We start from the raw sequence: 17,901 nt of genomic DNA, 5'->3' as shown, positions 1-17,901 counted from the left end.
CAATGGGCCGTCATTAATTCACTTTCAAACAACTGGCAGTAAACAATGCAACAGCGATCAGATACACTTGTGTTTAAGAGGCGATAAATTGGCGACACAAAACTCAAACTGTATAAAATTAAATAAACAAAGATATAAATAAGCTCTTGATGTAATTACTAAAATACTGTTATTTATGAATATGTATAGTATGTAGTAATTTCGGACGCGGGTTCAACTCCCGCCAGCTCCACCAAATTCTCCATCGGTGATCACCAGAGTCATCCGATGAAGTCCTAAGAGCCCGCATGGCGCAAGCCCTGCGGGCTTTTTTGTGCCCTCAATTTGTCCCGCGAAGTCCGAAGAGAACTAATTAAATCCGAACCTTTTAGGCACCTTGTTAGGCACCTCTTAAAGCTTTATTGTTTTTGAGGTGCCTAAAACTATGGAAACCCGGCAATGGCAAGACAAACCAAACCTCTCTCCGTTAAGGAAATCGAATCTGCCAAACCCAAGGAAGCGGACTATGTGCTCTATGATGGCGATGGCCTTGAGCTACTGATCAAATCCAGCGGGAGTAAAATCTGGCAATTTCGCTACATTCGCCCCTTCACCAAGAAGCGAGCGAAAAAGAGTATTGGCCCCTACCCGTCAGTTACGCTTGCCGATGCTCGAAGCTATCGGGCAGAATCACGTTCTCTCCTTGCGAAACAAATCGATCCTCAGGAACATCAGCAAGAACAACTGCGTAGTTCGCTTGAAGCCAAAACTAATACTTTCCAGCTCGTTGCGGAACGTTGGTGGAATGTGAAGAAAGCCAGTGTACCGAGGACTATGCAGAGGATATATGGCGCTCTCTTGAAAGAGATGTCTTTCCAGCGATTGGTGACGTTAGCGTTACAGATATCAAAGCTCATACGCTGGTTCAGGCTGTGCAACCAGTACAAGCCAGAGGTGCACTGGAAACTGTTCGTCGCCTTTGCCAACGCATCAATGAGGTCATGATCTATGCCCAAAACACGGGGCTGATTGATGCTGTTCCCAGTGTCAATATTGGCAAGGCATTCGAGAAGCCACAGAAGAAAAACATGCCCAGTATTCGTCCGGATCAGCTGCCTCAGTTAATGCAGACTATGCGAACGGCCAGCATTAGCCTTTCAACAAGGTGTCTGTTCATGTGGCAGCTTCTTACTATCACCCGCCCTGCTGAAGCGGCTGAGGCTCGTTGGGAAGAGATAGACATGGAGGCAGGAGAATGGAAGATCCCTGCATCGCGCATGAAGATGAACCGTGACCACACAGTTCCTTTGTCAGATGAAGCAATAGCTGTTTTGGAAATGATGAAGCCGTTAAGTGGCAATCGGGAATTCATATTTCCCAGCCGTATCAAACCTAACCAGCCAATGAATAGTCAGACGGTTAACGCATCACTAAAGCGTGCGGGCTTTGGCGGAGTGCTGGTTTCGCATGGCCTGCGATCTATCGCCAGTACGGCCCTTAACGAGCAAGGCTTTCCACCAGATGTGATTGAAGCAGCACTTGCTCATGTGGACAAGAATGAGGTTCGTCGTGCTTACAACCGTAGCGATTATCTTGAGCAGCGACGCCCGATGATGCAATGGTGGGCTGATTGGGTAAGCAAGGCCGACAGCGGAAGTAGTGTTGAAACCGGGAAGAGGGTGTTCAAACTCGTTGGCTAGTTTCCCTGTAAAAAATAGCTTTAGCCCTGACCGGCTTATTAGGTAGATTACAATCGAATCAGAGTGATCAGCTTTGACTCAAAAGGTCTCTTCGCTTTGCAAGTATAGCCAGAGCTGTAAGTATCCCTGCAAAACGAACCATTCACTTTTAGAGATCTTCCAACATACTGATGATGTCCCCTGAGGAGAACGCTATGCGTAAAGCCCGATTTACTTAACACCAGATTATCGCCGTTCTGAAATCTGTTTTTATCGGTGTAAAAATCACAGGATGTCATGGATCTCCAAGACAGAAAGACCAGTAGCTTATAAAGTGAGAGGTGAAAATTGTGCGAGTTAAAATACCTCATCATGTACAAAACTACGCCTCTCCTCTTGGGCCCTTGCTACATATCAGCGTCAATAATATCGCATCAGTGATAAATCGGAAATCCCACACATCCCACCAACTTTCCCGGCCCCCTCTTACTTCAGCCATTTTTCTCTTCTGTTTTTTGTGTTCCCTTACCCCAAAAATCATTAGTTGAAATATTACCAGCCAGGTAGTTCCACGCTATCCCTCGGTATCTCAACTTTACGACCTCCATCATATTTGGCGTTATTGCACCTGGAATATAAGAGTGAGTAAAAACAACAGAGCTTACAATCACACTGTCCATGGTGAGATTATATATTTCATTTTCCGCCCCAGACTCATTGATTGCATAAAACCGTAGGATAGCGGTCTTTAAGCGTTTCCCCGTACAGACAAAATCAAAGAGGTAAGGAGATGATTTATCTACTTCTTTATTTATTATCATAGGCTCATGTAAGCGACTGCCCGTCAGTGAACCTGAATGAGGGTCTACAGATAAAGATATCCCATGCTGGGTATTCATTATCTCAATAGCCCCCTCACGGCCTGAAGTCATACAGCCTCCCTTAAGATTAACCCCATTCTCATCATATAAAAACAAATATGCTGGCAAAGACATTTTATCATCCTTAATTTTTGATTTCCTATTCAACTATTACTCTGGTCTATTTGGAAGGATTTTAACCAAACCATAGACCAATAAAAAACTTATTACTATGTACAGTGATCTTTCATGCCATGTTTCAAAATGGAAAAAACAGTAAAAACAAAAAAACACCCATAGCCCACCTAGTAATGAAATGGCATTTTCAAGAAAACCAAAAAAGATGCGACTTCCTAATGACAATCTTTTATCAGCTACCATCCCCAACCTCATTTTCAATAATCTCAATTATCTGAGTGAATGCAGCACTGCCTTGCGTACGCCTGACTCGCAAAGCCTCTATAAACGGTTGCAATGCTGGCTCAACAAGAAAATAAAGAAAGTCATAATCTTTCTTTCGTAATTCATAATAAATTTCTGGATCACTGTCTTTAAGGCTTTGTGATCTATAGAGACTCCTTTCCGCCATACCTCCGGCTAATAAAAAATTACCTAGCACCCCCCCCTCAGTGAGATCATAAGTGAACTGCGTTGAGCTATAGCTGTCGCTATCTTTTTTGACACAAATGAATTTGTAATCGCTCTTCCCACTACCGATGCACCTGTTTTTGCGTAAATATTATCACGCTTACTTTCAGATACATATTGGTTGAAATTATCTAATACGATCTCTATCGTTCTGATAAAGTTTTCATTTTGAAGAATACCAAATCGGATAGCATTTATTAAACGAAAGCGTTCTGTTTCTCTGGTAAACCGAGAATCGGTATCAAAGTACCCATAAGCAAGATATCCCAGATCTTGAGGAACCGACAAAATACCATCAATAAGTCCTACAGCACTAGCAGGTGAAATAATTATGTTGGCTATACGCTTTGCTATCTCTGTGTAAGTAGACATCAGCATCCCTGTTATCTTATTTCCTATTTTTCATTCCATAACGTTACACTAAGTGATATCGATGCTATAGCTAGGTTGCCCCCTTATGTACCGGTAGAAAAACACCATTCGCTCTGCCCATATTCTCAAAAATTTAGTTGTTTAACTATAGAATAGCTCAAAACACCCCCTAAGACTGTGTAGCCTCCAATGCTCCCAAGGAAGACTGGTGATAAATTCTTTTTACATCACTGAAGTGTCGCAATGGGGTCAGCCAAGAGCAACGTTAGAAACACACAGCCTTATTTATTCCTCATCGGCTAAATGGGTACTCTGCCAATAATGTCTATCACACAGTAATCTGCTGTTGATTACAGTGACTCAGTTCAAAGTTAGAAACTATTTTTCGCAACTCGGTGTTTTCCGTTGTTATACTCTCCACTCTCAACAAATTTCCTATCCTGAGATTAAGTCAGAATATTTCTGCTAGGTTGAACTTTTCTGATTCTCTACTCAGAGTTTCCATCAATGACTACCACCAATCTTGCTATCACGTTTTTTTTCCTCAACAAGCCGTAAGAGTAAGTTCCCCAACTAAGTGATTTCCCTTGTATCTTAATCCCACTGGGCATCTAAAATAGGGGTTATACAAATGACTTAGGTGTGGCGAGGACATGGATCTTCTGGAGAGTATCCTAAAAATAAGTGCTGAAAAGGAGCTGTCATGGCTTAAACAGCATGCCAGTCAACTGGCCGGGCACTATGGGTATGATCGCAGTATCCTGTTTTCGATCTCCCCGCTGAAAGAGCAGTTTATCGATCGCATTTTCTGGATCGAGGGGGAGTGGCCGGAAGGCAGTGCGTTCGATGAAAAAAACTATATTGAACGTTGTTAGGTCAATCAGCATCTGCTTGAGACTTCTCAACCTTTCTTCTGGCGGAAAATTGCCGGTAATGATACTGCAGCAGAGTATCAGGTGATCGATAAACCGTTACATGGAGCCCTGCAAGGGGCGCAGATCCCGGTGTTCGGCAGTGGCGGACTTGGGGGACGTTTAGCCTTGGGGGCAACGATATCAACAGTTCCCCTAAGGCCACTATAGTGATGCGTTGGCTGGCGACAGAAACCTTTTTCACTGCCCGGCGAATACTGGCTGCCGCGGCGACCTTCAGCACCGCTCGCCTAACCCCCCATGAAAATCAGATCTTGCGGTTGGTCAGCAGCGGGTTAAAACACACCGAAGTTGCCGGTCTACTGGAAGTCTCCCCACGTACCGTGGAAAACCATCTCCGCCAGATACGCCATCGTCTTGGTGTTACCCCCCCCCCCCACAGGCTGTGCGGGTAGCGATGATCAGTGGCGAACTGGAGAGTGCGGAACAGTAATGCTATTTAACCAATGAGGTATGGACAATGACTAACCTTAACAGTCAACATCCGCAGAAAGATCCGGCTGAAGAAAAGGCCTTTTTCCCTGCTGCTTATTCCCTCAACCAGTTCACCCGCCCAGTATCTGACCTGAGCGATGAAGAGTATGCGAAACCCTATCGCGGCGCTAAAAAAATGTTGGTGATCGCCAGTAATGAGCGTTATTTGCCGAGCGATAACGGCACTCTGTTCTCAACTGGCAACCATCCAGTAGAAACCTTAGTGCCGATGTATCATTTACATCAGGCCGGTTTTGATTTTGATATTGCCACCCTGTCGGGACAGATGGCTAAGTTTGAGTACTGAGCGATACCCCATGAAGATAAAAAGGTGATGCCTTTCTTTAAAAAGTATCAGTCACAGTTCCAAGTACCGGCAAAGTTATCCGATATTCTGAGTAAACTGACTGACGACAGCGACTATGCTGCCGTGTTTATCCCTAGTGGTCACGATGCGCTGATCGGCCTGCCAGAAAGTGAAGACGTTGCCGAGGTTTTGCGTTGGTTCATGCATAACGATCGTTTTGTTATCTCGATCTGTCATGGCCCGGCGGCCTTCCTCGCCCTACGCAGCGGCGAAAATCCGCTTAACGGCTATTCACTGTGCGCTTTCCCCGATGCTGCGGATAAACAGACGCCGGATATTGGCTATATGCTGGGTCATCTAACGTGGTATTTCGGAGAGAAACTAACAGGAATGGGCATGACGCTGGTGAACACCGAGATCAAGGGCAGTGTCCACCAAGACCGTAAATTACTGACCGGTGACAGCCCGTTTGCTGCTAATGCTCTGGGCAAGTTGGCGGCAGAGCAACTGCTGAAAGCCTACGTTGACTAATACCTTTTGATAAGTTCGAGGGCGGCAGAACGTTTTCTGCCGCCCTATTAGATTGCCTGACAGGATATGGCTGCCAACCTAGGCTAGCTTTCCTCAAATCCGCTTACTCATATCCCCCCGCAGGACCATCCTAGGGTTCCCTACGTTGCTGGCAACCTACCTTCCTCCGCCGCACACTGATGTGTCGTCAATGGGTTATCAACTTTCGGCAAATAGCCTTCCATGGATTGTCTTAGAGTGCCGCTGGGTGACGTTTTATTTGGTTAGGCAATAGGATAATAAATGATTTAACTGTAGACTCGGCCATAACCTGACAAAAACGTCTGATTATTGCCGTCACCTTATTCTATTCTGCGGCGTTATCGGTGATGCTTAAGATAACCACTAGCGGATATCTTATTAATAATTTTGAATGTTTTTTTGCGTAGCTCCAGATCCTGTTCTACAGTTATTTCGTAGTCCTGAAATCCACTAAAACTAATGAAAAGGTGACACATGATTAATAAAGCGTCTAAAGGATTATTAGTTCTTGCTACTCTGGTTGCACTGGCAGGTTGTCAGTATCACAGCGATGCCGTCCAGAACGGTAAGCCTGTTGCGGCAGGTGGTCAGGCGGCACCAGGTGGTTCCCTGGGTCATGGTCCGGCTGGCGGTCCTCAGAACTAATAATGACGGAGCCCGGTTATCGGGCTCTATCCTTTTGCCTGCCACTCTCGTTTTTCTAGCCTGTCTCTATTTATTTCATTTTTAACTGAAATCAATGCTATTTTTTTATTTACCATTCGCGTTAAGCAATGCTATCTCTATTCGCTCCCAGCTAGCAAGAATAATGGTAAGCATTATTTCTCCATCTTTTATAAAACAATTTCAGTACTGTTTGAACGGAATACCGTTAATAATTTCTCTGCCAGCGGTAAGGTTGTAACGCCCTGCTGTCCGAGGAAATGCCCATGACCGGGTAATCCATAAAAGGGTGCCAATAATTGCTGACTCAGACGTAAAGAATATTCCACCGGCACGATCTCGTCATCCAATGATCCAATAACTGCTCGCTGACTGACACGGCGGATGACTGACGGTAGATCCGGTAATCGAGAGGTAAAAGAGTCTAAAGCTTCCAGCCCCGGCACCGCTTCACTGAAGCCGGAAACCATGATCAGACCACCGGCCCGAGAATCGGTATAATGGTGCAGATAGCGCAGTGCAGTGATGCAGCCTAGGCTATGTCCCACCAGCCAGGTATTTTCATCCGGTGCTCCAACGGTCTGTTCCAACATCCGTTGCCAAGCATCAGGCTGCGGCGACTCCGAGTTAGGCAGCCTAGGAATAATCACCTGCATCCCTTGCCTAATAGCCTGCTGTTGGAGCCACCCAAACCAATGGTGTTCAGGGGCCGCCATATAACCGTGAATAATAATCAACCGTGGTAATGCCATACCCTTCTCCTCCGGTAAATAACGGGTGGCGAATCAACATGACCCTTTCCCCCCCGCAAAGTCGGGGATTACTTTCTCAGAGTCTGTCGAGGGTGGCTACTATTTATCGGTCTGAAAGTTATAACGGTTCGCTATCAGAAGATGCTCACTGTTATAAGCACGCGCTTGATTCAGCGGAGTTTTTCCCGTTTTGCTGAGTGCATAAAACAGAACAGCGGTATTGGTAGGGTCACCAAAAGCAGTACCCACAATAACGTGTAGACCGCATCCACCCCATCATTTTGCAGGTTAGTATAAAGTCGAACCGGCATGCCCTGCGGAAAATAGGCGAAGATCATCACAATGCCGAATTCACCGATAGCACGCACCCAGGCCAGTGCCACCGCAGAGGCCAACCCGGAAGCCGCGAGCGGCAACGCCAATAAGCGGAAGCGTTGCCAAGGACTCGCCCCCAGTGTTTGTCCGGCCTCCAAGATCCCCCGCGGAATAGCAGAAAATGCCGAGCGGGCGGTGACAATAAAGTATGGCAGGCCACCATAGATTTGGGCCAATACGAAGGCCACAGGATTATTAACCACCGAGACCCCCAGTGCCGATAACCCCTCCCCCAAAAAGGAGTAAGGGCCAAATGCTGAAATCAGTAAGATCCCCATTGCCAGAGGCGGCGTCATCAGCGGCAACAGCACCAGTAGCTCAATACTTTTACGCAACAAGCCTTGTCGGGTAGAGGTCGCCAGCCACCAGGCGACCGGTAAGCCGATCAACACGATAATCACTAACGCGATCACCCCGTAACCCAAAGACACTACTACCGCTGGTACATCACCATACGCCAGCGTGAAATGCGTCCACGGCGTGATCCCCAGTAATGTGGCGAAGGGAACCGCCAGCAGTACCAGGGCCGGTAACAGCAGCGCCAAGAGTAACGCTCTCCCGGAAATCATGCTTTAGTACAGAGCCTTACCCAAGGGCGCACCATACCCACTGCTATGCAGCAAGGCTTGCCCCTGCTTAGAGCGCATAAAGTCGATAAATTTTTCGCCCTGCGCCACACCGTTCGGGGCATTTTTCAGTACTGCCGCGTAATAAACCAGCGGTTGGGTATGCAACGTTTTTTCCTGACCTTGGCTATCTTTAATGCTAAAGCTGACCTTGTCATACCACTGCTTTGCCATTTGTGGATCACTGAGGTTAATTTCAGCCGGCAGCGAGACATAAGGCAGCTTGGCCGAAATCACCTCACTTTCATAACCCGCCGCGGCATCCACCTGGCCGCTTTCCAGTCGAGTGAGTAATCCCCCTTCCAGACTCACTTGGCGGGGATTTTGTACGGATCCCATCACTTTCTCAGCAATGCCTGGGCGCTGATAATAGTTTTCCGCCAGCAACAGGGTAAACACAATATTCTGACCTTTAGGATCGAGATACGGGTCGGTACGGCCAAATTGTAAGCCTGGGGTCGCGAGGACATCTAGCCAACTGCCATCTTGTTTTTTATTGGCTTCGGCAAACGCCGCCGCGTATTTGCCTTTCGGACTGTAGGCAATGACCATACTGGTACTGGCTACCGGGACTGCCGTGTCGATAAGGCCGGCATCTTTGAGGATCTGCATCGGTCCTGGGGTAATCGATACGAACACATCGGCCGTGATTTTATGGCTGGCCAGTAAACGCGCCATCCCGTAGGCACCCTGCCCCTGCCCCTGATACTGTCCCTGACTTTGGCGGGCGAATGCCGGGCCAAGGACCTGATCCATCACTTTGCCCATCGAGCCCGCATAGGTGACCCGGATATCGGACGATGCGAGTGCTGAAACCGAAAAACAGAGAGTAAGCGCCGTCAGTAACGACGCAGAGTTTAACCTTACCGACATCCTGATCCCCTTCGTTGTGTAAATTTTTACATAACGATTATCAGCGCTCCTTAGCCGTAACACAATGTCTTTATCGAAGCGTAAGAAGGAAATCGGTGGCGGTCGTTAGCTATGTGTACTGCCGATATGCGGGCCACTGCCAGTGGCCGCTTCCGTTATCGGTTGCTCCAGCTCTTTGAGGATCCCGCACTCTCGGGTCAGCATATTGGCGTGGCAGGCATCCTTAAGCTCGCTTAACTGCTTTTCCAGGGCGACCAACTCTGCAATCCTGACCTGGACATGAGAACGATGTTCTTCAATCAGCTCGTTGATCACCGCACACCGAGCCTCCGGCTGACTCCTCGCCTGCAACAGACGTTTTATTTCATCCTGAGCCATATCCAAGGTGCGGCAGCGACGGATAAATAACAGCGTATCCAGGTGCTGTTGCTGGTAATGCCGATAATTATTGTTCTGATCTCTTAGGGGGGCAGGCAGTAAGCCTTCACGTTCGTAATAACGAATAGTTTCGACATTACAGAAAGATTTTGTCGCCAGTTCACCGATTTTCATTTTTCTGCCTCCTGGTCTTGACCCTGTAGTGGCTTCAGGGTTTTTACTGTACAAACCAGAGTACAGCGGAAAGGAGAAAAAATGAACAATCAGGAGAACAATAATCACAGTGCTGCCAACTCGTCCCCTCAACACCGGCCGCAGATCCGTCGAATAGTGCCTCAGCAGCCCTCTGCCAGCCCGCAGAATTCAGGGGTTAAACCCCGTCAGGCATTCAGCGCCATTCCTGGGCAGAGTACCGGCCAGCGGGGGACCGTCACAGCCCTGCGCATCATGCAGATGGATTGCCCAGTCGAGGAAAACCTGATCACCGGTAAGCTTTCGCCGATGGACGGTGTTATCGATCTGCAGTTTGATCTGATGCAGCGTATTCTGACCGTCACCCACCAGCCGCAAGCACTAGAGCCAGTGTTGCAGGCGATCCGATCCCTCGGTTTTGATCCGCAATTGCCGGATCAGGTTAGCGAGCAAGCAGATCATCCGGCACCAGCCCCCCGCTACTGGCCGCTGGCGCTTGCCGGCGTGCTGGCTGTAGGGGCTGAAATGCTAAACTGGCTCGGCGTTCCACCGCTCTGGCAAGCCGTTGTCGCCATTGTGGCGATACTGCTTTCCGGCCTGAAAACCTACAAAAAAGGCTGGATCGCGGTTAAAAATGCCAACCTAAATATTAATGCGTTGATGAGCGTTGCGGTAACCGGTGCCCTGTTGTTAAAGCAGTGGCCGGAGGCCGCTATGGTGATGGTGTTATTTAATATTGCCGAAGTGATTGAAGCGAAAGCCCTTGACCGAGCGCGTAATGCCATTGATACCCTGCTAAAACTGGCGCCGGAATGGATGACGGTCCTACAGGCCGATAACAGCTGGCAGGCTATGCAGCCGGCAGATGTTGCCCTGGAGGCTATTGTCCGTGTCCGGCCCGGTGAGAAAATCGGCCTTGATGGCGTTATTGTCAGTGGAAATTCCACGGTGAATCAATCCGCTATTACCGGCGAAAGTTTGCCCATTGAGAAGAAAACCGATGATCAGGTATTCGCAGGTACCCTCAATGAGTCCGGAACCTTCGATTACCGAGTGACCTCCGTGGCGCGGGAAACGACCCTGGCGCGGATCATCCGCTCGGTGGAATCAGCCCGAGCCAGCAAAGCGCCAACGCAGCGTTTTGTTGACCAGTTCTCCCGTATCTATACCCCGGTCATTTTTATACTAGCAATCGCGGTGGCGGTTATTCCGCCGCTGTTTTTTGACGGCGCTTGGCAGCAATGGATCTATAACGCGTTGGTGATGCTGGTGATTGCCTGCCCATGTGCGCTGGTTATTTCCACACCGGTTACCTTAGTCAGCAGCCTGACGGCCGCCGCCAGGATGGGGATCCTGATCAAAGGCGGTGTTTATCTAGAACAGGGCCGTAAACTGCGCTGGCTGGCCCTGGATAAAACCGGCACCCTGACCCACGGTAAACCGGAGGTCACCGAGGTGATCAGTGATGAAGAGACGACGCAACAGCAGATGATCCTGGTAGCGGCCAGCTTATCCTCATACTCTGATCACCCGATGTCTCAAGCCGTAACTCGTTTCGCACAGGATGCCTCTCTATTGCCGGTGACAGACTTTGTCTCAGTGACCGGGCAAGGGATCACCGGTAAAACACCCGCAGGTCAGTTCTGGCTGGGTAACCGCCGGTTGTTGCAGGATCAAGGGATCGACCTGACGCCTTTCAGCCGCCGTTTCGAGGAGCTAGAGCGTCAGGGCAAAACTCTGGTGTTACTCGGCGACAGTGACGGACTGCGGGCCACCTTCGCCCTGGCGGATACCGTTAAACAGAGCAGCCGCCAAGCCATCGAGGAACTCCATCAACTGGGGGTGAAAACCCTATTGCTCTCTGGAGATAATCCCTTTGCCGTGGAAGAAATTGCTCGTCAGGTCGGGATTGATCAGGCCCGAGCGGAGCAACTGCCCGCAGATAAATTACAGGCTATCGAAACCTTTAGCCGTCAGGGGGTCACCGGTATGGCCGGTGACGGGATCAATGATGCCCCTGCCCTGGCACGGGCAGATATTGGCTTCGCTATGGGGATGGCTGGCACCGATACCGCCATAGAAACGGCGGATGTGGCGCTGATGGATGACGATTTACGTAAAATTCCGGCCTTTGTCAGACTGTCGCGGCGTACCGGATGGATCCTGACGCAAAATATCTCGCTGGCGCTGATCATCAAAGCCGTGTTCCTGTCATTGACACTGTTCGGTGTCGGCACACTGTGGATGGCCGTATTTGCAGATGTCGGCGCCAGCTTACTGGTGGTAGCCAACGGCCTTAGGATCCTGCGGACCACAAAATAATGGCCTCACCCGCCCCCCGCGGCAGTGACTGCGGCGGGTGGCGGATATAACAGTGCGAAGACCGATTCGGATCTATGAAAAGCCACGCAGACCCAGCAGCGCTAGCGGACCTTTGCTGAGCTGAAAGCTAGTACCTAGCGTAGGGTTTAACCATCTGGAGTGGGTAAGGCTCATCATCTACTGGTTACGGTTAAGTTGTTGGCGCTTCCCTAGTCCAGCAGTGAATAAATACCCACGTTTCTCTGTAATCGCCGAACAGACGTGTGCCGCCGTTAACCATTTTCCAGGTCAGCATGGTCCACGGCCTATAAGTGTCACCCGCCCGGTGGAAACTCTGCTAATCCGCCATTTGATTGACGTAATATGGTTGTTGTCTATCAACTGGGATCAATGTGCTCCCTTCCGCGATGGCCGTTATACCCTGTTGGTGACAGCGAACTGGCTCTCTCTTACAGGCAAATCCCTAACCAAAACCCGGGCAGTGACCGGCTAACACTTTGCCACCTTATTCCCGTAGGCGGTGTCCTTAACGGATGACTTTACTTATCGGTTCTCCTTACTCAGTTTTGTCCAGTTTTCGTCAAGACATCCTCAAGCCAGCTGACCGAGATTGCAGCCTTTGCCCGTGCCAGCTGTTGTTCTGCCATCAGCGCTTTTTGCTGCGCAACCACCACTCCCGGCTGTTGGGTAAATGCCCGAAGCTGTTCCCCACCCGGTAATTCCGGCAAGGGTTCCCGGGTGATCTTATCCAGTACCTCAACCTGCAACGATCGAACAGCACCTGTCGCGGCCAGTCCCGCCAGCGTTCCGGTCAGGGTCTTTTGTTTGAAACTCAGTACAACCCCCGTGGTCAGGGTGACAACCCCCACCAGATCCCCGGCGATCACCAGCGGTGACAGGGACTTATTACATTTGTCGCTGAAATACATCATCCGGTAGCGGAAGTAGCCACCCCACATTTCGCGGGTGCCCAACGTTGCGTACATAAACCAGGCTCGCGAGTCGTGCACCTGGTCATCGAATAATTCCCTAACCAGACCGGAGGGCTGTTCCGCATTACTGGCCTCACCGGCGGCAGGAAAAAGGACGGCTACCCGGGCGTCTCCGTCAGACTTTATTTGCCGATATTCCTTGGGTTCATCATCGGTATTGAGAACGAAGATCATCGGCTGCATCACAGTATCCAGCACCACCTGCGCCAGATTATCCGGAATACGGTAGCCGTCGTGGTAATCCTTACCAAACTCCTCCGCCGCTTCAAACAACTGGGTCTTCGCCATAGCCGGGTCGAAATCTTTGACGCCCGGATAGAGCACCAGCTCATCCATCTTGTCGGCAGGCTGCTTTACTCTCTGATCCTGACGTATTTTGAGGACCTGTTTCTGCTTCTCGTCCCGGGCTTGTTGTGCCGCCTTGCGTGCGGCAGGCAGCGCTTCGGTATTGTTGGCATCCTGATAGAATTGCGTTTTTAGCATCGAACCTCTGGCATAGCGATCGATACGCCAGGCGGTGATCCATGCGATCTGGTTGTCAACGACGGTCTCCAGACTACCGCTGGCGCGAGCGGGCTGGTATTGGGACGCCTCTTCAGGAGGAATTTTTTTTGGTGTGGTCAGATTTAGGGTAAGCTCGCGCCAGGCGTTGAAGCGTTTGACAAGTATTTTATGGATTCCGAACTGCTCGATAAGGTCAGGGGGTATAGCGCGCCATGCATCTTTTTTAAGATCTTGAGAAAGTGAGTCAATAGGTACCTTCAGTGGCGCTCCAATCTGGAAAGCAGCAGCGTAAATCTCATTTAACGTTATCTGTGATAGCAGCCGACGGTCATCAATACCATTAGCTTTTCCCTGATCCCCTAGTGGATAACCGCCCCCCAGATCCGAGTGCATCCCCGGGTAAACCACCTCGGTGACATAGGGTGGGTATGTGCCGTCTCCCCGGCGAACTGAGTCCAGCGGAAAGGAGAGCCGCTGTTCATGTCCGGACACCAGATGCACACATTTTTTGATCAGTCCGCCATAGGTTTTATCGCCCGGCAGCTCCATGGTACCGTCAGCCCAGGACATATGACCGTCAGCAATAGGTACCACGTGCGCTATCCCAACAGAGGCCACGGTATCTAACAACCCGAGAAACTCCACACTGATAGGCAACTGCATCCCGCCAATCTGCAGACACTGCGGCGGTGTTTCGCCCTCAGCCTTTGGTGGGGGAAACAGTTCGGTCAACCAGCGTATAAACGTACGCGCAGCGGCAGCCCCACGAGAAAACCCGTAAACGTACAATTTGATGCCTAATACTTTAGGCTTACCCGGTTCCGGCTGCGTAAGCAGGGGTTTCAATTGTGGAGCTAATTCATTCAGTAAACGGCTGAACTCTTCGTAACGGTTGTGGCTGCCGCTCAACCAGAGTCGGTTCCAGTTGGTACCCATATTGCTGAGGGACTGTCGGCTTTCTGAGGTGGTTAACCATTTTTCAGTAGCTGAAAATTTCAGTACATCAATAATGCGCAGCAGCGCCCAGTTAATACGCTCTTCCCCCTTAGTTGCGGCCACCAGACCCATGGTTGAATAGTCCGGGTCGTTCACTTCCGGGAATGGAGTGCCCACACCGGGCATGTAAAACTTAAAATATTTCCCATTACCGTCTTCAGCACCATCTAACAGTGTTTCCTGCTCGCTAGAGGGTACTCCACCCGCCGTACCGGTTCCGATAGTGGCACGAAACAACCGCGCGATATTGGTTGGACGCTTGGGGTCAGACAGCAACAGGTCATTGTTGAGGTTATTGCCCGTACCGTCGAAAAACAGACTGATATGCAGCGTCTTACAACACGGCGGCTCCACGCGTCGTCCGGCCACCAGACAAAGCTCCTGGTGGTAGAGATGCTCGGCACTGTTCTGCTGATAATAGCTCTGCCCGACCTGAATTGCCTGGGTTGGCAGACGTCCCTGCTCTGGAAACGGAGGCGGCACCCAGACTAAATCGGTTTCCGTTACTTCGGACATACTTTGGGCTCCTTCATCCTGATGGGCTCTTTTATCGGGTAGTTGGCATTTCTCGGTGACCAACAACTGGTCGTCACCTTTATGTCATCGCAGGGCAAAAAGTGTACGGTGATACCGCAGACATCCTCGCCGTTATAGTCGGGAACTGGGACGATCATGCTGTGCTGACGTTTTTGTTCGTCAGCTTTTTTCTTCCAAGCTTTGTATTTAGCTCTATCAGCGAATCCAGGAAAACCTTTAGAGCCACCAACCCCAGTTTCCCAGTCAATACGTACCGTCATACCCGGTGTCCAGCGGGCGGGCGCGCTGTAGCAGCAGCCACCGCCGCCGCCCTGGAAAGGACCAATAATGTCGATGCCCGACTGGTTATCCACGCTGAAATGGTTAATCGCCCATTTGGTATGGTTGATGGCGTCAATGGTTCCACCGCCACCGCCTCCGGCCTGAGCCGCAGGCTGCGAGCATCCGGTCAATAACAGCACACACGCCAGCAGCGGGCTTAACAATAAATATTTCATCTGACTTTCCTTACCGAGGCGGGGCGAAAGAGAGAGTGGTAGCGGCAGGCTAAATCGGTTTCCGTTATTTGGGACATACCTGAGGCTCCTTCATCCTGATGGGCTCTTTTATCGGGTAATTAGCATTTCTCGGTGACCAACAACTGGTCGTCACCTTTATGTCATCGCAGGGCAAAAAGTGTACGGTGATACCGCAGACATCCTCGCCGTTATAATCAGGAACTGGGACGATTTTGCTGTGCTGACGTTTTTGGGCATCTATGTTTTTTTTCCAAGCAAGATACTTCTCCTCATCAGCAAATCCTGGGAAACCAGCTGATGAACCTTGCCCACTTTCCCAGTCAATACGTACCGTCATACCAGGCGTCCAGCGGGCGGGCGCGCTGTAGCAGCAGCCCCCGCCGCCGCCCTGGAACGGACCAATAATGTCGATACCCGACTGGTTATCCACGCTGAAATGGTTAATCGCCCATTTGGTATGGTTGATGGCTTTAATGGTTCCACCGCCTCCACCTCCGGCCTGAGCTGCAGGCTGCGAGCAGCCGGTCAACACCAGAACACACGCCAGCAGCGGGCTTAACAATAAATATTTCCTCTGACTTCCCTTGCAGAAGGTGGGGTGAAAGAGAGAGTGGTAGCGGCAGGCTAAATCGGTTTCCGTTATTTGGGACATACTTGAGGCTCCTTCATCCTGATGGGCTCTTTTATCGGGTAGGACGGGCTACCGTAGGTGAAGCAACTGGTTGTTACCTTTACGTCATCGCAGGGCAAAAAGTGTACGGTGATACCGCAGACATCCTGGCCGTTATAGTCGGGAACTGGGACGATCATACTGTGCTGACGATTCTGAGCACTCATCTTTTTCTCCCAAGCCTTATATTTTTCGTAATCAGTAAATCCTGGGAAACCTTCAGTCGATGCCTCCCCACTTTCCCAGTCAATACGTACCGTCATACCCGGCGTCCAGCGGGCGGGCACGCTGTAGCAGCAGCCCCCACCGCCGCCCTGGAACGGACCAATAATGTCGATGCCCGACTGGTTATCCACGCTGAAATGGTTAATCGCCCATTTGGTATGGTTGATGGCGTCAATGGTTCCACCGCCTCCGGCCTGAGCTGCAGGCTGCGAGCAGCCGGTCAACACCAGAACACACGCCAGCAGCGGGCTTAACAATAAATATTTCATCTGACTTTCCTTACCGAGGCGGGGCGAAAGAGAGAGTGGCATCGGCAGGCTAAATTGACTTCCGTTATTTGGGACATACTTGAGGCTCCTTCATCCTGATGGGCTCTTTTATCGGGTACGACGGACTACCATAGGTGTAGCAACTGGTTGTTACCTTGATATCATCGCAGGGCAAAAAGTGTACGGTGATACCGCAGACATCCTGACCGTTATAGTCAGGAACTGGGACGACTTTGCTGTGCTGACGTTTTTGGGCATCTATGTTTTTTTTCCAAGCAAGATACTTCTCCTCATCAGCAAATCCTGGGAAACCAGCTGATGAACCTTGCCCACTCTCCCAGTCAATACGCACCGTCATACCCGGCGTCCAGCGGGCGGGCACGCTATAGCAGCAGCCCCCGCCGCCGCCCTGGAACGGACCAATAATGTCGATGCCCGACTGGTTATCCACGCTGAAATGGTTAATCGCCCACTTGGTATGGTTGATGGCGTCAATGGTTCCACCGCCACCGCCTCCGGCCTGAGCTGCAGGCTGCGAGCAGCCGGTCAACACCAGAACACACGCCAGCAGCGGGCTTAACAATAAATATTTCATCTGACTTTCCTTACCGAGGCGGGGCGAAAGAGAGAGTGGCGGCGGCACCCAGGCTAAATCGGTTTCCGTTACTTCGGACATACTTTGGGCTCATTCATCCTGATAGGCTCTTTTATCGGGTAATTAGCATTTCTCGGTGACCAACAACTGGTTGTTACCTTAACGTCATCGCAGGGCAAAAAGTGTACGGTGATACCGCAAACATCCTGGCCGTTATAGTCAGGAACCGGGACGGTTTTGCTGTGCTGACGATTCTGAGCACTCATTTTTTTCTCCCAAGCTTTATATTTTTCATAATCAGCAAATCCTGGGAAACCTTCAGTCGATGCCTCCCCACTCTCCCAGTCAATACGTACCGTCATACCCGGTGTCCAGCGGGCGGGCACGCTGTAGCAGCAGCCACCACCGCCGCCCTGGAACGGACCAATAATGTCGATACCCGACTGGTTATCCACGCTGAAATGGTTAATCGCCCATTTGGTATGGTTGATGGCTTTAATGGTTCCACCGCCTCCACCTCCGGCCTGAGCTGCAGGCTGCGAGCAGCCGGTTAATAGCAGAAGCCATGCTAGCAGCGGACTTAACAGTAAATATTTCATCTGACATCTCTT

At 50.3% G+C, this 17,901-nt stretch carries 15 protein-coding genes and 3 pseudogenes; 6 read left to right on the top strand and 12 right to left on the bottom strand.

What is annotated here, in order from left to right; translation table 11 throughout:
- Nucleotides 1-438 precede the first annotated feature (438 nt).
- Nucleotides 439-1,679: pseudogene (locus DW47_RS16535) on the top strand (integrase).
- A 470-nt stretch (nt 1,680-2,149) separates the two neighbouring features.
- On the opposite strand, the gene DW47_RS0113775 reads toward DW47_RS16535, so the two are convergent.
- Together DW47_RS0113775 and DW47_RS16530 are read right to left on the bottom strand one after the other, a co-directional pair.
- Nucleotides 2,150-2,653: an Hcp family type VI secretion system effector gene (locus tag DW47_RS0113775; RefSeq protein WP_029687003.1), complete on the bottom strand. Its 504-nt coding sequence runs from the start codon at nt 2,651-2,653 to the stop codon at nt 2,150-2,152.
- Between the two features lie 235 nt (nt 2,654-2,888).
- Nucleotides 2,889-3,538, bottom strand: a pseudogene (locus DW47_RS16530) (hypothetical protein).
- A gap of 653 nt (nt 3,539-4,191) precedes the next feature.
- On the opposite strand from DW47_RS16530, the gene DW47_RS16730 reads away from it, so the two are divergent.
- The 4 genes and pseudogenes from DW47_RS16730 (at nt 4,192) to DW47_RS17585 (ending at nt 6,448) form a co-directional block, all read left to right on the top strand.
- A complete protein-coding gene (locus DW47_RS16730; protein ID WP_051150973.1) occupies nt 4,192-4,413 on the top strand; it encodes a hypothetical protein in 222 nt (73 codons plus the stop codon).
- Nucleotides 4,414-4,622: 209 nt separating this feature from the next.
- Complete coding sequence (locus tag DW47_RS16725; RefSeq protein WP_051150972.1) at nt 4,623-4,865, top strand: response regulator transcription factor; 243 nt, start codon at nt 4,623-4,625, stop codon at nt 4,863-4,865.
- Nucleotides 4,866-4,930: 65 nt separating this feature from the next.
- A pseudogene (gene hchA, locus DW47_RS16520) lies at nt 4,931-5,782 on the top strand (glyoxalase III HchA).
- Nucleotides 5,783-6,277: 495 nt separating this feature from the next.
- Nucleotides 6,278-6,448 carry a hypothetical protein gene (locus tag DW47_RS17585; protein WP_173391614.1) on the top strand — a complete coding sequence of 57 codons (171 nt, stop codon included), beginning with the start codon at nt 6,278-6,280 and terminating at the stop codon, nt 6,446-6,448.
- Between the two features lie 188 nt (nt 6,449-6,636).
- Here the strand turns inward: DW47_RS17585 and DW47_RS0113750 are convergent, their stop codons facing one another.
- From DW47_RS0113750 to cadR, 4 genes are all read right to left on the bottom strand, one after another.
- Nucleotides 6,637-7,218 carry an RBBP9/YdeN family alpha/beta hydrolase gene (locus DW47_RS0113750; RefSeq protein ID WP_029687002.1) on the bottom strand — a complete coding sequence of 194 codons (582 nt, stop codon included), beginning with the start codon at nt 7,216-7,218 and terminating at the stop codon, nt 6,637-6,639.
- A gap of 170 nt (nt 7,219-7,388) precedes the next feature.
- Complete coding sequence (locus DW47_RS0113745) at nt 7,389-8,162, bottom strand: molybdate ABC transporter permease subunit (RefSeq protein WP_029687000.1); 774 nt, start codon at nt 8,160-8,162, stop codon at nt 7,389-7,391.
- Nucleotides 8,163-8,165: 3 nt separating this feature from the next.
- Complete coding sequence (locus DW47_RS0113740; protein WP_029686999.1) at nt 8,166-9,092, bottom strand: extracellular solute-binding protein; 927 nt, start codon at nt 9,090-9,092, stop codon at nt 8,166-8,168.
- A 105-nt stretch (nt 9,093-9,197) separates the two neighbouring features.
- On the bottom strand, nt 9,198-9,644 hold the full coding sequence (gene cadR / locus DW47_RS0113735; protein WP_038027604.1) for a Cd(II)/Pb(II)-responsive transcriptional regulator: 447 nt from the start codon (nt 9,642-9,644) through the stop codon (nt 9,198-9,200).
- 81 nt (nt 9,645-9,725) lie between these two features.
- Here cadR and DW47_RS0113730 point away from each other — a divergent pair, with 81 nt between their 5' ends.
- The gene (locus DW47_RS0113730; protein ID WP_241430763.1) at nt 9,726-11,984 is read left to right on the top strand and encodes a heavy metal translocating P-type ATPase; all 2,259 of its coding nucleotides are present in this window, start codon (nt 9,726-9,728) and stop codon (nt 11,982-11,984) included.
- 560 nt (nt 11,985-12,544) lie between these two features.
- Here DW47_RS0113730 and DW47_RS0113725 read toward each other — a convergent pair.
- The 6 genes from DW47_RS0113725 to tli1 form a co-directional block, all read right to left on the bottom strand.
- Complete coding sequence (locus tag DW47_RS0113725; protein ID WP_029686996.1) at nt 12,545-14,992, bottom strand: T6SS phospholipase effector Tle1-like catalytic domain-containing protein; 2,448 nt, start codon at nt 14,990-14,992, stop codon at nt 12,545-12,547.
- Nucleotides 14,980-15,510, bottom strand: a complete 531-nt coding sequence (locus DW47_RS0113720; protein ID WP_029686995.1) for a Tli1a family immunity protein — start codon at nt 15,508-15,510, stop codon at nt 14,980-14,982. The genes DW47_RS0113725 and DW47_RS0113720 overlap by 13 nt, the downstream gene beginning before the upstream one ends.
- Before the next feature lie 64 nt (nt 15,511-15,574).
- A complete protein-coding gene (locus DW47_RS0113715; RefSeq protein ID WP_084689076.1) occupies nt 15,575-16,183 on the bottom strand; it encodes a Tli1a family immunity protein in 609 nt (202 codons plus the stop codon).
- On the bottom strand, nt 16,171-16,695 hold the full coding sequence (locus DW47_RS0113710; protein WP_029686991.1) for a Tli1a family immunity protein: 525 nt from the start codon (nt 16,693-16,695) through the stop codon (nt 16,171-16,173). Before DW47_RS0113710 ends, DW47_RS0113715 begins: the two co-directional genes overlap by 13 nt.
- Before the next feature lie 64 nt (nt 16,696-16,759).
- Nucleotides 16,760-17,290 (bottom strand): Tli1a family immunity protein, encoded by a 531-nt coding sequence (locus DW47_RS0113705; protein ID WP_029686990.1) that lies wholly within the window; start codon nt 17,288-17,290, stop codon nt 16,760-16,762.
- Nucleotides 17,291-17,358: 68 nt separating this feature from the next.
- Nucleotides 17,359-17,889: a T6SS immunity phospholipase A1-binding lipoprotein Tli1-KP gene (gene tli1, locus DW47_RS0113700; RefSeq protein WP_029686989.1), complete on the bottom strand. Its 531-nt coding sequence runs from the start codon at nt 17,887-17,889 to the stop codon at nt 17,359-17,361.
- Nucleotides 17,890-17,901: the final 12 nt, after the last annotated feature.

The organism is Tatumella saanichensis, from assembly GCF_000439375.1.
Taxonomy (GTDB): domain Bacteria; phylum Pseudomonadota; class Gammaproteobacteria; order Enterobacterales; family Enterobacteriaceae; genus Tatumella; species Tatumella saanichensis.
The sequence above is the reverse complement of the archived record's forward strand: the minus strand, read 5'-3'. Positions and strand labels throughout refer to the sequence as shown.